Source organism: Microvirga pakistanensis (assembly GCF_004458765.1).
Taxonomy (GTDB): domain Bacteria; phylum Pseudomonadota; class Alphaproteobacteria; order Rhizobiales; family Beijerinckiaceae; genus Microvirga; species Microvirga pakistanensis.
The window spans coordinates 67,357-79,259 of record NZ_SPJX01000652.1; the positions used below are offsets into that span (position 1 = coordinate 67,357).

At 61.6% G+C, this 11,903-nt stretch carries 10 protein-coding genes and 2 pseudogenes; 5 read left to right on the forward strand and 7 right to left on the reverse strand.

Going from position 1 to position 11,903, the window contains the following annotated elements; all coding sequences use genetic code 11:
• Positions 1 to 72: 72 nt before the first annotated feature.
• Positions 73 to 1,224, reverse strand: coding sequence for a DJ-1/PfpI family protein (locus E4K09_RS25080; RefSeq protein ID WP_134500368.1), 1,152 nt, complete (start codon positions 1,222 to 1,224; stop codon positions 73 to 75).
• Between the two features lie 323 nt (positions 1,225 to 1,547).
• On the opposite strand from E4K09_RS25080, the gene E4K09_RS25090 reads away from it, so the two are divergent.
• The 3 genes and pseudogenes from E4K09_RS25090 to E4K09_RS25100 form a co-directional block, all read left to right on the forward strand.
• Positions 1,548 to 2,000: a DUF1772 domain-containing protein gene (locus E4K09_RS25090; protein ID WP_134500369.1), complete on the forward strand. Its 453-nt coding sequence runs from the start codon at positions 1,548 to 1,550 to the stop codon at positions 1,998 to 2,000.
• A 293-nt stretch (positions 2,001 to 2,293) separates the two neighbouring features.
• Complete coding sequence (locus E4K09_RS25095; protein WP_134500370.1) at positions 2,294 to 2,659, forward strand: response regulator; 366 nt, start codon at positions 2,294 to 2,296, stop codon at positions 2,657 to 2,659.
• Between the two features lie 216 nt (positions 2,660 to 2,875).
• Positions 2,876 to 3,277, forward strand: a pseudogene (locus E4K09_RS25100) (glycogen debranching protein GlgX); the annotation flags it as partial.
• On the opposite strand, the gene E4K09_RS25105 reads toward E4K09_RS25100, so the two are convergent.
• The 4 genes from E4K09_RS25105 to E4K09_RS25120 all read right to left on the reverse strand — a co-directional run bounded on the left by E4K09_RS25105 (position 3,249) and on the right by E4K09_RS25120 (position 5,219).
• Positions 3,249 to 3,641, reverse strand: coding sequence for a hypothetical protein (locus E4K09_RS25105; protein ID WP_134500371.1), 393 nt, complete (start codon positions 3,639 to 3,641; stop codon positions 3,249 to 3,251). The pseudogene E4K09_RS25100 and the gene E4K09_RS25105 sit on opposite strands and share 29 nt — an antisense overlap.
• An 11-nt stretch (positions 3,642 to 3,652) precedes the next feature.
• Entirely contained in the window at positions 3,653 to 4,033 is a 381-nt protein-coding gene (locus E4K09_RS25110) for a hypothetical protein (protein ID WP_134500372.1), read from the reverse strand.
• A gap of 72 nt (positions 4,034 to 4,105) precedes the next feature.
• Complete coding sequence (locus E4K09_RS25115) at positions 4,106 to 4,630, reverse strand: Hsp20/alpha crystallin family protein (RefSeq protein WP_134500373.1); 525 nt, start codon at positions 4,628 to 4,630, stop codon at positions 4,106 to 4,108.
• Positions 4,631 to 4,724: 94 nt separating this feature from the next.
• A complete protein-coding gene (locus E4K09_RS25120; RefSeq protein WP_134500374.1) occupies positions 4,725 to 5,219 on the reverse strand; it encodes an Hsp20 family protein in 495 nt (164 codons plus the stop codon).
• 432 nt (positions 5,220 to 5,651) lie between these two features.
• On the opposite strand from E4K09_RS25120, the gene E4K09_RS25125 reads away from it, so the two are divergent.
• Positions 5,652 to 5,861, forward strand: a complete 210-nt coding sequence (locus tag E4K09_RS25125; protein ID WP_134500375.1) for a hypervirulence associated TUDOR domain-containing protein — start codon at positions 5,652 to 5,654, stop codon at positions 5,859 to 5,861.
• Between the two features lie 6 nt (positions 5,862 to 5,867).
• Positions 5,868 to 6,902 (forward strand): DHH family phosphoesterase, encoded by a 1,035-nt coding sequence (locus E4K09_RS25130; protein ID WP_244610676.1) that lies wholly within the window; start codon positions 5,868 to 5,870, stop codon positions 6,900 to 6,902.
• A gap of 863 nt (positions 6,903 to 7,765) precedes the next feature.
• Here E4K09_RS25130 and E4K09_RS25135 read toward each other — a convergent pair.
• A complete protein-coding gene (locus E4K09_RS25135) occupies positions 7,766 to 8,980 on the reverse strand; it encodes an MFS transporter (RefSeq protein WP_134500376.1) in 1,215 nt (404 codons plus the stop codon).
• Positions 8,981 to 11,628: 2,648 nt separating this feature from the next.
• Positions 11,629 to 11,892: pseudogene (locus E4K09_RS29910) on the reverse strand (integrase core domain-containing protein); the annotation flags it as partial.
• Positions 11,893 to 11,903: the final 11 nt, after the last annotated feature.

The window sequence follows — 11,903 nt, forward strand, 5'->3', positions numbered from 1 at the left end:
TAGGGGCAACCTGATCAGCTCGTCAGACCTGGTAATCCCGCTGAAGCATGCAGCGGCACCCACCTGGAGCGTTCATTGTGGGGCCGCCTGTCTCGGGTATTCGAGCTGCATGGCAACGAGGTCCGCTGTGCGTTCCCTGTAGCGGAAGGCGATGCCCTGAAGGGCGTGGTCCAACGCCTGTGCCGGCGGCAGCCCCGCAGCCACGGGAACCAGGTGCTCCGCAGGCCAGTCCGTGGCGACCTGATCAGGAATTATGTGGATGCCGCTGCGCGTCGCAACTCCATCGGACGAGCCGGCGAACGTCACCGTGTGCGACCGGAAGGTTCGCGACCAGGCGTCCGCCACGAGGGCGAGCGACACCTCGTCGAGACCGGGTCGAAGCTCCAGGCCGAGCTCCTCATGGTTCCAGAACGCAAGCGTGTTGCCCAGGGCTGTCAACGCGAACGGCCGCGTGAACCTGAACGCCGCACTGTCATGGCGAGCGTCCCAGCGGGGCAGACCGAGATCACCGGCAACCGCCTCGGCCTTGGGCCAGCCGGCTATGGCCTCGATCAGGGTGAGCATCATGGGCATGGAGGCGGTGATCCCCGTGGTGGTGGCAACACCCCTATCGACCACCAGACGCCGGTCCGCGACGTAACGGATCGCAGGATGCTTCCTGCGCAGTTCGTCAAGATAATACCAGTGGGTCGTCGCGCGCTTGCCATCAAGCAGCCCGGCAGCGGCAACGATCCGGGCGCCTGCACAGACGCCGACGATGATCGCCCCTTTGGCGGCCTGATGCCGGATCCATTGCAGGACCGCCGGATCGTCGTCGCGGCTCATCTGGGGCACGATGACGTAGTCCGCCCCCTCCGCATGTCGCGCGTCGAAGTCCGCCACCGTCATGTCGGGTATGACCTTCAGCGCCGGATACAGCGTCACTGGCCCCGGCTCCGTCGCCAACGCCACCACATCGGCGACGTCGGCCCGCCGAAGGATTCCGTAAGGCATTAGGTAATCGGTGACTTCTGTGGCTTGGTTGATGCCGACGATGGCGATCAGGGGACGCTGACGTTTCGGCGGCCTCAAGGCCGCAACCGTGGCGGCAGCCTCTTCCTGCGTGATCGGCGGCATGGCTCTCGCTGCCGGCGCCGGAGGCAGCGACAGGATCCAGGCGCCACCGAGGATGGCGAGAAGTGCTGCGGCGCCTAGTCCCATGCGCAACATGAGCCGCCGGTTCATGGCAATCGCCCTCCGATGCCCGTCGCAGCAAGTGCTGATCGGACTCAGGTATTGAGGATGTGCATCTTGCTCCTGGGCCTACAGCTCCCACGTTCCGTCTGAGATGATGTAAATCCGGCAGAAACTGCCATGGGCCGAGCCGTCGCCGTTGTGATCTTCCCCGGGTTCCAGCTGCTGGATGCGGCCGATCCTACAGCGGCGTTTGAGATCGCGGAACGGTTCCGACCCGCCCCAAGTTGGCCAAACCGGAAACTATCATAGAATGCCCGACTTGCTGATCAAGTGCAGCATTGGCCGTTCAAGGCCATTGGTCAGGGGGCTGCATGAGCTTGCGCATGATCCAGTTCCTGGCGGTCGTCTCGACGGCCCTCGCCCTGATCCCTGCCGGAGCTCATCTGTTCGAGCTGCCCAACAAGATCGATCTGCCGCGCGAACCCTACTTGACCGTGCAGGGCGTCTATGCCGGTTGGGCTTGGTTCGGCGTCGTCGACTTCGCCGCGCTCATCCTGAACGCGGTGATGGCCGTCAAACTGCGCCGCCAGCCCCTGGCCTTCTCCTTCGCGCTGGCCGCCGCCCTATGCTTCGTCCTCTTCTTCGTGATCTTCTTCATCTGGACCTTCCCGGCCAACCAGGCGACCGCCAACTGGACAACCGTGCCGGACAACTGGAACGAATTGCGTCGACAATGGGAATACTCGCATGCGGTGAACGCGCTCGTGATGCTGGCGGCACTCTGTTCGGTGACACTGTCCGTGTTGGCCACGCACAAGGACTGAGGCTGCCCCGGTGTTTCCGGCCGCGCTCACGGACGTCTGGCAAGATGAACCGGTGCCTTACAGGAGAGCCACCATGCAATCAGGAATAGCCGCTGGCCAGCACGCGCAGCGAACTGAGCCGCCGCTCGCTGATGATCCGGTCCGTGTCCTCCTAGACGGCGCAGAACACACTGCCGACACTCCCGTCATTAGTGGCACGTCCTGGGAACCGGTCATTGGGTCTTGAACTTAGGTAGTTCTCGGATGGCAATCCTGCCGTCGCGGTTGGCTCATCTCGCCAGAAGGATTTCATCATGCTCAGTGGTATCCGGGTTCTGATTGTCGAGGATGAGCCCTTGGTCGCCGCCACCCTCTCGGACATGGTGGAGGATGCGGAGGGAGAGGTGGTCGGCATTGCCAGCAGCGTGAGCGAGGCACGGCAGATGATCCGGAGGTTGTCCTTCGATACGGCGGTGCTGGATCTCAACTTGACCGATGGCGAGGTCACGCCGATTCTGGAGGCGCTTCAGGCCCGCAAAGCCCCGACGGTCATCTATAGCGGAGGGGAGTTGCCGGCGAGGGTCAGGGAGCGGCATCCCGAACTCATAGCTCTGCGCAAGCCCGTTCTCCCGGGCAGGCTTGTGGCGGAGATTCTTCGGGCCCGCAGGAAGGGAACATAGTCCACAAAATCGGCATCAGCCTGGAATTTCGGCCTCGCGGGCAAATCCCTGCAAATGATTGATGCCATCCGGCGCAGGAGGGGCGGACCTTCACGGCGAACTTCGCGTTGCTCGGTCCTCAGTGCGCTTTCCGCACGGCCTCACCTCCGAGCAATTCATGAATTTCGAGAGCACCAAGTCTATTCCTGCGGGGGACACCCCTCCGCTCCTCAAGCCATGCGCAAGTCGCGTATCCTCGAAGGCTGTCCGTTCCCACTTGGAGCCACATGGGACAGGCTCGGCGTCAACTTCGCCCTGTTCTCGGCCAACGCCATCAAGGTCGAACTCTGCCTGTTTGACGACATCGGCGAGCGTGAGCTTGAGTGCATTGAGTTGCCCGAGTACACCAATGAGGTCTGGCACGGCTACCTGCCGGATGCGCGTACCGGCACTATCTACGGCTATCGGGTTCATGGTCCCTACAAGCCCGCCGCAGGCCACCGCTTCAATCCCAACACGCTCCTTCGCGATCCTTACGCCAAGCAGATCGAAGGTCAGGTCACCTGGAACCCGGCGCTGTTCGGTTATCAGATGGAGACCGCCAACGACCTTACGTTCGACACGCGTGACAGCGCTCCGGGGTGAGCCAGCGAACGCCCGCCTGCCGCTTGGGGTAAGCCGGTTCGGGCCGCCCGCAGGCTGCATTGGCAGCCTCCGGATCGAGGGACCGAAGGGCGTCGAGCACAGCATCGACGGGCACCGTGCGGCCAGCCAGCCCGGGGCAGTGCCGCAGCCCAGGTAAGGAATCGACGGCCCAGACGTCGGACGCCCAGGAGGCCAGGGCAGCCCGTTTTTCCTCCCGGCTCAGATCCTGCGCGGCGACCACGTCCTGTGGATGTGCGAACACCCGGCCTGTGCCGACGGAGATCTCCCAGGACCAGAGGCCCGGTGGGGGCGGCTCAGGTCGCAAGCCGATTGGATGATCCGCAGCCTGTCGGGTCATGACAGCACCTCTCAGCTTTCCCCGCGGCGTGCAAGACGACACTTGCTGCGCCTGGAACGGATCAGCGCCACAGCGGAGGTGTACTCGGCAGCGGCGGCGCCATCGAACGGGGCGAGCGCATCCAGCACGGCGTCCACGCGCGACCGGATCCCCAACTCAGGTGCGAGGCGGGACGTGACCTGCTCCGCCACAAGCTCGTCACGAGCCCAGGAGAGCAGGATTGTACGCTTTTCCTCGCGCGTGAACCCTGGATGCTCCGCAACCTGGCGCGGGTGGTCGAAGACGTTTACGGGATCGACCAGTGCCTCGACGAACGAAGGTTCGAAGGCGCTCTCAGCCCGGAGATGGGGTGCTGGGCGTTCAAGAGTGGTGTTCTGGGTTGCAATCTCCATATTGACCTCCCTCAGGTGAGCGAAGGCGCCTCCGGGCAGCCATGTTGGCCCGCCCGAAGGCTTGGCGGATGATCAGTGCTTGCTGTCCTTGGCCTTGCCGCTGATGGGGATGCGTTTCGTCCTGGTTTCCGCCTTGGGCGACTTCGGCAAAGTCACCGTCAGAACCCCGTTCTCGAACGAGGCCTCTGCACGGTCGTCCTCCACCTCGAAGGGCAGCGGAATGCGGCGCTCGAAGCGGCCGTAGTAACGCTCACTGAAGTGGCGCTCCCTGTCGTTAATCTCGGCCCTTTTCTCGCCGCGGAGGGTCAGGATGTCGTCGCTGAGGCTCACCTCGACATCCTTCTCGTCCATGCCTGGCAACTCCGCCGCGATCCGGATGGCCTTGTCCGTTTCGACCACCTCCAGCTTTGGCCACGCCGACATCTGGTTGAAGACGGATGGCAACGTGCTGTCAAAGCGGCTGAACGCATCATCAAACAGCCGGTTCATCTCGCGGTGGAGCGTGAGGAAAGGGCTGATCTCCTCATCGCGATAAGCACTTGGGACCAAGGAGGACCGCTCATTGCGGCCCCAGGGAATGAGATCACGCATGTTCATCGCTACCTCCTGCCTGCTCGGTTGGAGCGGAGGCACACGAGCATCTCTGGTGCTGAGAATCCTCAGCACCACCGTGCCTCCGCACGTCTTGGCACTATGCGGCTTTGCTTGTCTTTGCCTCGTGCTCGATCTGCTTGGCGTTGTCCTGCGCCAGAGCCTTGGGCTGACTGCCGGTTGAGATCTCGATGCGGCGCGGCTTGAGCGCTTCAGGCACCTCGCGCACGAGCTCGATCATCAACAGGCCGTTCTCCAGGCTCGCACCCTTCACCTTCACATGATCGGCAAGGCTGAAGGTCTGCTTGAAGGCGCGGGTCGCGATGCCGCGATGCAGGATCTGCGCCCCCTCCGGCTCGGGATGCTTGTGGCCCGTCACGAGCAAGGTGCTTTCGTGCTGGGTAAGCTCGATCTCGTCAGGGGAGAAGCCCGCCACCGCCATGGTGATCCGGTACTGGTCGTCACCTGCCTTCTCGATATTGTAGGGCGGCCAGTTGGTCATGGGCTCGACGCGGGCCGTCTGGTCGAGCAGGTCGAACAGGCGGTCGAAGCCGACCGTGGAGCGGTACAAGGGGGAAATGTCGAAGGTTCTCATAGCCACATCCTCTTGAGAGCAACATGGATCCGAGAGCGCCGGACACCGCCGGCGCCCGTGTGCCAAGCTCATCCAAGCCTTGGCACCGTTCGAGTTAGGAACAGGATTTTGCGTCGTCAAGACCCTTCGCAGCGCTCTTGATCGCACTGTTCCAAGGCCTGCTTGATGGAGGGTCAGGGCAGGGATCGAAGCGTCATGCTGTAGCGACTTGCCCGCAAGGAGCCACAAGCCCCACCGCCTCTGCCTTGAAAGCGGTCCGAGGCACGCAGCGCTGCCGGGCTCTTCAGCTCGACACGCTGGATCAGAATGCCGCCGTGCCGGTGCGACGCCTTGGAACGTGACGTGCGACCATCCTTCAGGGGAACGGTCGGCCGAACGGGCCGTTGCCAATCCGGCCTGCGCCGCGCAGGGGCACCAAACCGGAGGACGCCGATGGCGAAGGACCTGAAGGCAGGCGACAAGGTGGAGTGGGACTCCTCGGGCGGCCACAGCGTTGGCAAGGTCGTGAAGAAGCAGACCACGCCCACCCAGATCAAGGGACACAAGGTGGCCGCGTCCAAGGACAATCCGGAGTACATCGTCAAAAGCGACAAGTCCGGCAAGGAGGCGGCCCACAAGCCGGGCGAACTGAAAAAGCGCTGAGCGGACGTGGAAACCTGGCTCGACCGGCAGCGCCGCGTCTTCGCCCAAGCCCTCGACGAAGTGGCGCCCGATGCGCCGGTGGTTGTGCTCTGCCACAAGGACGCCGACGGCCTCACGGCGGGGGCCGTGCTGGCGCGGGGCTTGGCGCGGCTCTCCCGGCCTGTTTCCGTGCGCCTGGTTGGCCGGGGGGAGAGCCCGTGGTCTGATCCGGTCCAAGGCGAAGTGCGGTCGGCCAGCCCCGGGCTTGTCATCGTGGCCGACCTTGGGGTGAGAGCCGATGTGGTCGCCCCGGGAGCGGCGACCGTGCTGATCGACCATCATGTGCCGCAGGGGATGCCGGAGGGTGCAACCGTGATTTCCGGCTATGGGCAGGATCCGGTGCCCTCGTCGAGCCTGCTGGCGTACTGGTGCGTGCAGGCCGAGGCCGAGGTCGACGATCTGCTCTGGCTCGCGGCGCTGGGCCTGATCGGCGATTACGGCGAAAAGGCCCCCTTTGCCGAACTCGCCGATGCCAGGAGCAGGTATGGGGCCAAGACCCTGCGGGAGGCGGCCTCCCTCATCAACGCGCCGCGCCGGTCGGCCTCGGGCGATGCCGGGCCGGCGTTCGACTTCCTCCTGAAGTCAACCGGGCCCAAGGACATCCTGTCCGATGCTCCTCCCGAGGCAATGGTGCTGCGGCAGGCTAAGGACGAGGTGAAGCGCGAGTTCGATGCCGCCCGCCGGATCGCGCCGCGGTTTTCGGGATCCGTGGCCCTGATCGAACTGTCATCCCCCTGCCAGATCCATCCACTCGTCGCCCAGTCCTGGGCCGGGCGGCTGAAGAACCAGATCGTCATTGCGGCCAACACAGGCTTCCGGAGCGGGTATGTGCATTTCGCCGTCCGCTCCGCCACGGGCCGCAACCTTGTGGAATTCCTGAAGGCGCATGCCCCACCAGGCGCGGAGCAGGACGGAGCCTACGGGCAGGGGCACGAGCAGGCCTCCGGTGGGGCATTGCGCGCCGAGCCATGGAAAGCGTTCTTGGACAGCCTTGGCTTTTAGACATCGCAGCACCGCTGGTTCCTGGGAGCGCTCCAGCCCCGCAGGGCGGATTACAAGGAGCAAATAGTCTTGCAGGCGGCCTTGTCTCGGGAAACCGCCGAGATGTCCGCAGGCGTGATCACGTCGCGACGAAGTCTTCGGCGATGTCACATCGCAACGCAGTTTGACCCTGTGACAGGCATCGAATGGGCGGAGATTGCGATGCCCAGATGAACCGATCCCTCATATCGTCGATGCATGCTGTGAAGGATCCAGCGCACGATCCTAGCGACGATGCTCTCTCGCCGCTTCACGCCTTCTTCAGGCTGGGTACACTTCCGGGGCGCGCACCAGCCGCTGCCAACCGGTCAAGTAATTGAACCTAATAGTTGATTTTAAGGAGCAGGATGCCTGGTGGTGGAGGCAGTCACCTGCGAACCTGTCTCCCGTTAGCGTTCCCTGTTTTCAGGGAAGTTACTGGGAAATTCACCTGGTTAGACTGCACCTAACGGGTCCTTTCGTTGAAATCATATAGTGACAACAACATCTTAGGTTCGCGCGCCCTGCATAAGATAACAGGGAACAATTCTGTCTGAACAGAGAATTATTGGGAGTGGAACAGGGATCTGATTATAAATCAGAGGGTCCTGTGTTCGAGGCCCAGCGCGCTCACCAATACTTTCGAAGGTTACCGGCATCTGCCCTTTGAGCCGTTTTCCTCCCGGGAGCCAATAGGTAGCCGGACGCTTCGCACCGGACTGCCTTCGCCGGCGAGATTGACCGGAGCGGAATGAGAAAGCCTCGAAGGTTGCGCACTAAGATTGCGTCAGAGCTGACGTTGCCCGCCGAAACACAGGATACTTCCTCATACTCTCAACGGGCCCTCAGGCTGCCCGGGGCGGGACCGTGATCAACCACAGGGCGATTGTGATGGCCGCAATCAGCATTGCAGCGACAAGGCTTGCAACACCCGACCAACCCCATGTGGTCCAGAACACCCCTCCGAGGGTGCCCATGGCGCTCGATCCCGCGTAATAGCAGAAGAGGTAGAGTGCCGAGGCCTGCGCTTTGGCGTGAATGGCCCGGCTGCCGACCCAGCTGCTGGCGACGGAATGAGCCCCGAAGAAGCCGAAGGTCACGGCCGCGATCCCAGAGAGGATCACCACGAGCGGTTGGAAGAGTGTGAGAGCCACGCCGGCGAGCATGATCGCGATCATAGCCCATAAAACCCGTCGGCGGCCGAGGCGTCCGGCCAGCTCGCCGATCCAGGCCGAGCTGAGCGTCCCGATCAGGTAGGCTGCAAAGATCGCCCCGATGGCCGTCTGGCTTAAGGAGTAGGGCGACTCGGTCAAGCGATAGCCAAGATAGTTGTAGACCGTCACGAAACCTCCCATGAGCAGGAAGGCCTCGGCAAACAGGCCGCACAGACCCGGATCTCGCAGATGTTCGGCAAACGAGCGCAGCAGGTCCGTCAGACTGGCCCGGCGCGGCTGAAAATGGGCCGACGCCGGCAGGCTCCACCACGCCGCCAAGGCTGCCGCGAGCCCTAGAGCGCCGATCAGCCCGATGGCGAGACGCCACGAGCCGAGATCCGTCAGCACGCCACTGATGATCCGTCCTGCCATGCCGCCGATCGCGTTACCGCCGATGAAGAGGCCCATCGCCAAGCCGATCGATTTCGGGTCGACCTCCTCGCTGACATAAGCCATGGCAACGGCTGGAAGGCCGCTCAGGGTGACCCCGATCGCCATGCGGGCGAGAAGCAGGCTCAGCCAATTCGGGGCGGCGGCGGATAGAAGGGTCAGAATGGCCGAGGACAGGAGGGAGGCAACCATGACCGGCTTGCGGCCCCACACCTCCGACAGGGCGCCCGCCAGCAACATGGTGACAGCCAGAAGGCCCGTCGAGAGTGACAGGGACAGGCTGCTGACGGCTGCGCTAATGTGGAATTCCTGGGAGAATTCGGGCAGCAGAGGCTGGACGCAATAGAGAATGGCGAAGGTGGAGAACCCTGCCGCGAACAGAGCCAGGTTCAACCGCCGGAAAGCAGGTGTCCCGCTGACCAAACGGCTCGGGACCTCGGGCATGGGATCATGCATGAATACCTTCCGCGTCTCGATATGCCAGCACCTCTGAACGCGGGTTCTTAGACCATAGGGTCTCGTGTTTCCACATAGTCTCGACCGAAGGTGATCATTGAAGTGATTAGAGAACAAGATCCGATCTTATCCAAGTCGCGCAATGTGTAAGGGGAAGACAGCCAGCAGTGGGAGCTGTTGCGTGCCGCTCCAGCGGCAACTCTCCAATCTGAGCCCTGCAACTTCCGATCCTCACCTGTAGCGCGCAGCGTCGGTAGCATTGTGAGCATGGGCAGGTGAATGAAGCTAACGAGCCGGGCAGCACACCGCTCCTTCCCCGATGTGCTGATCCAGCGCCACACGCATCAACTTCATGCCCGTGGGAGCTTCATCCACCCGCTCTAGCTGTAACTGCCGCAGTGACATGCTCCTGTGCGCTCATCGTCTGAGCCTGGAACTTGTACCCAGGGCAGGGTCATGCGCTTGACTATCACGCCAAAAAGAGAAGGGCGCTCTAAGGTCCGACCCGTAGGGGCAAATAAAAGGGCCGGTAATCCTTGCCGTACACAGTCAATCTCAGGGGGTCTGTCGGTTTCACGACAGTTATGATGCAAGCCACTCAATACGCCAAAAGACCTCAAGCGAGGCACATTCCTGTCACGATTGGCCGTGAGCCTTGGCGGTCCTTGGAGAGATGCCCAATGACGCAGATGGACGATCAGGTTGCCAAACACATCCGAGAAATGATCCTCAAGATCACCCGCAAGCCCGTGCTTCACCAGGAGCAACCTCCGAAGCCTGACCCGCTCGATCAGATCGTCCGCATTCTGAGGAGACGTTCAGGTTCTCCCTGGGATCAGTTGCCTCTCACACACTCCTCATGGTCGGATAAAGGCCCAAGAGGATAACGTCAGGCGTACCCACCCTTTCGATATTCTCTGATCAATAGAAAACCCCAAGACACGCTCGGGGCTCAAGGACTTTCAGAGGGGCCATCACGAGTTGGGAGGAAGCATGAAGGCACGGACAAACAATCCTGCAGAGGCAATGTTCCGGAAGAACTGGCGTGATAACTCACGGATCTAGGGGCGCTTGGGTCACCTGCCTCTATGGGCTGGAAACCCAGCCGAGTTGGCCAGCCACATGCGAATAGAGCTGTGTCGTGAGAAAGCGCTTCTTGACCGCCTCAACAACATCACGCCGTCCCGAATATCTCCACCGGGATCCATTCCCGTCCTGATCTGCGCTTAGAACTTCCGTGTCCTGAGACACCAAGCCGTGATGCCTGTTCATCTCAAAATTGACGCGATACTGGTCAGCACCTGTGCGCCCCCTCTCCCTCACCATGACCTGAGCGACAACCAGAATATCGCTTCGGCTCCATAAGGGCTCGGCTGAGAGCTTGAGGGTATCCCACACGATGGTGGAAGCTGGTCCAAGCACGTCCATGGCCACTCTCCAGACCCCTAAGGATACTCCTGCTGCGCCTTCTTGGAAATCTGTTCGTAACCTTGAGAGGGGCCGACAACTGGCACCGAGGTCTTCTCCTGCTCACATAATGGCAGACGAGAAAAACCCGTTGAGCGAATGCGAGAGGCTTCAGACCATCGATAAGGTGATGGCGGTCAGCACCCCGAGAACACTCAAGCCGCTGGCGGTTGCCACAGACAGAACGATGGTTCGGAGTTCATCCTCTTTCTGACCGTCCATAGCGCCCCTCCCACAGGTGCCAATCTTCTGGAGTAACGCTCACCGGCTCAAATGATTCCACCTTGGCTTCTGATGACCCCCCATTCTTCCTAGATGCCCCTTTGCAGCCGCTCCCTCATGTCACTGGCAGCGATTTAACCTCGGCAGGTACTTGCCCCCAGACGACCATGAACTCCTGTCAGTGACATCTGCCTCCTCGGAGGGCCTGTACCTGGAGTCCTGGAGTAAAGCTCTTTGACATTGATCATCACTCGGATCGCCCTACCGCCACACTTTGAGCATCGGAGCTTCAGTGCCATGTCAGGAACAGGCATACCCAAGGACCAGCCTTCCAATGGCACTTCTGCCTCATGAAAGCAGCCATGGGCTTCGCAATAGGCCGTCACTGTTCTGAACCCCTGAGCGATAGATCGCCTGACTGTTACCGGTGGGATCTCCCTTCCGTTCTCATCATAGGCCCTTCGAGGATTGCGAGGCCACCTAGCCATAAGGGAACGGTCTGTCGCTCAGCGCTCTCTTGGGAGGCCTTGGAAGTTCCTTGAAGGTCTCTCCCAAGACGGCGCATTTGATCACCCCTCGGCTGACCCCATAGTCCCGAGAGAGTTTCCTCCAATCCCGCTCGCCTGACGCGTAACGCAAGCGAGCTTCGAGAACTTGTTCAGTGGTGAGCTTTCGGATTCTGGTGGGCACCATCAAATCTCTATGAGAACATAACGAGAACGTCTCATAGGACTAGATGGTTCGTCGATGGGGCGAAGGGGAGCCTCTTGAGAGCGTGGACGGCTGGATCTTCGATTGGACCGAGAACGCCTCTGAGTGCCCCTGAAGGATTCTTCTTCCACTAGATAACCAACGGGGTGGCTGAGGCTGCCCCTTATGCGTTTCCGGGCGGGCCGACTGATTTCCCTTCTACTAGGATTACAAAATCCCCACTGACGTGAGCCCTGAGTTTCCTCCGCTCAGAGCTGGAGTCCGCTGGTTGACTGATGCCCGTTGTTGGCGGTCATAGCAACGGGAAGGGTCGCTCCTTCCGATTGCAGTCTTCTGGTTGTGTGCTTGGCAAAGTCGGTAGGGGTCATTCCTTTCAAGGCTGAGTGGGGTCGGATGGTGTTGTAATCCCTTCGCCAGGCCTCAAGAACCTGCCGGGCGTGCCGCAACGAGGTGAACAGGGTCTCGTTGAGGCATTCGTCCCGCAGCCGGCCATTGAAGCTCTCAATGAAAGCGACTCTCCGAA

What these genes read in the sequence shown, in the direction of transcription:
- E4K09_RS25080 (WP_134500368.1), bottom strand. Translation starts at nt 1,224, where the DNA reads ATGAACCGGCGGCTCATGTTGCGCATGGGACTAGGCGCCGCAGCACTT.
- E4K09_RS25090 (WP_134500369.1), top strand. Translation starts at nt 1,548, where the DNA reads ATGAGCTTGCGCATGATCCAGTTCCTGGCGGTCGTCTCGACGGCCCTC.
- E4K09_RS25095 (WP_134500370.1), top strand. Translation starts at nt 2,294, where the DNA reads ATGCTCAGTGGTATCCGGGTTCTGATTGTCGAGGATGAGCCCTTGGTC.
- E4K09_RS25105 (WP_134500371.1), bottom strand. Translation starts at nt 3,641, where the DNA reads ATGACCCGACAGGCTGCGGATCATCCAATCGGCTTGCGACCTGAGCCG.
- E4K09_RS25110 (WP_134500372.1), bottom strand. Translation starts at nt 4,033, where the DNA reads ATGGAGATTGCAACCCAGAACACCACTCTTGAACGCCCAGCACCCCAT.
- E4K09_RS25115 (WP_134500373.1), bottom strand. Translation starts at nt 4,630, where the DNA reads ATGAACATGCGTGATCTCATTCCCTGGGGCCGCAATGAGCGGTCCTCC.
- E4K09_RS25120 (WP_134500374.1), bottom strand. Translation starts at nt 5,219, where the DNA reads ATGAGAACCTTCGACATTTCCCCCTTGTACCGCTCCACGGTCGGCTTC.
- E4K09_RS25125 (WP_134500375.1), top strand. Translation starts at nt 5,652, where the DNA reads ATGGCGAAGGACCTGAAGGCAGGCGACAAGGTGGAGTGGGACTCCTCG.
- E4K09_RS25135 (WP_134500376.1), bottom strand. Translation starts at nt 8,980, where the DNA reads ATGCATGATCCCATGCCCGAGGTCCCGAGCCGTTTGGTCAGCGGGACA.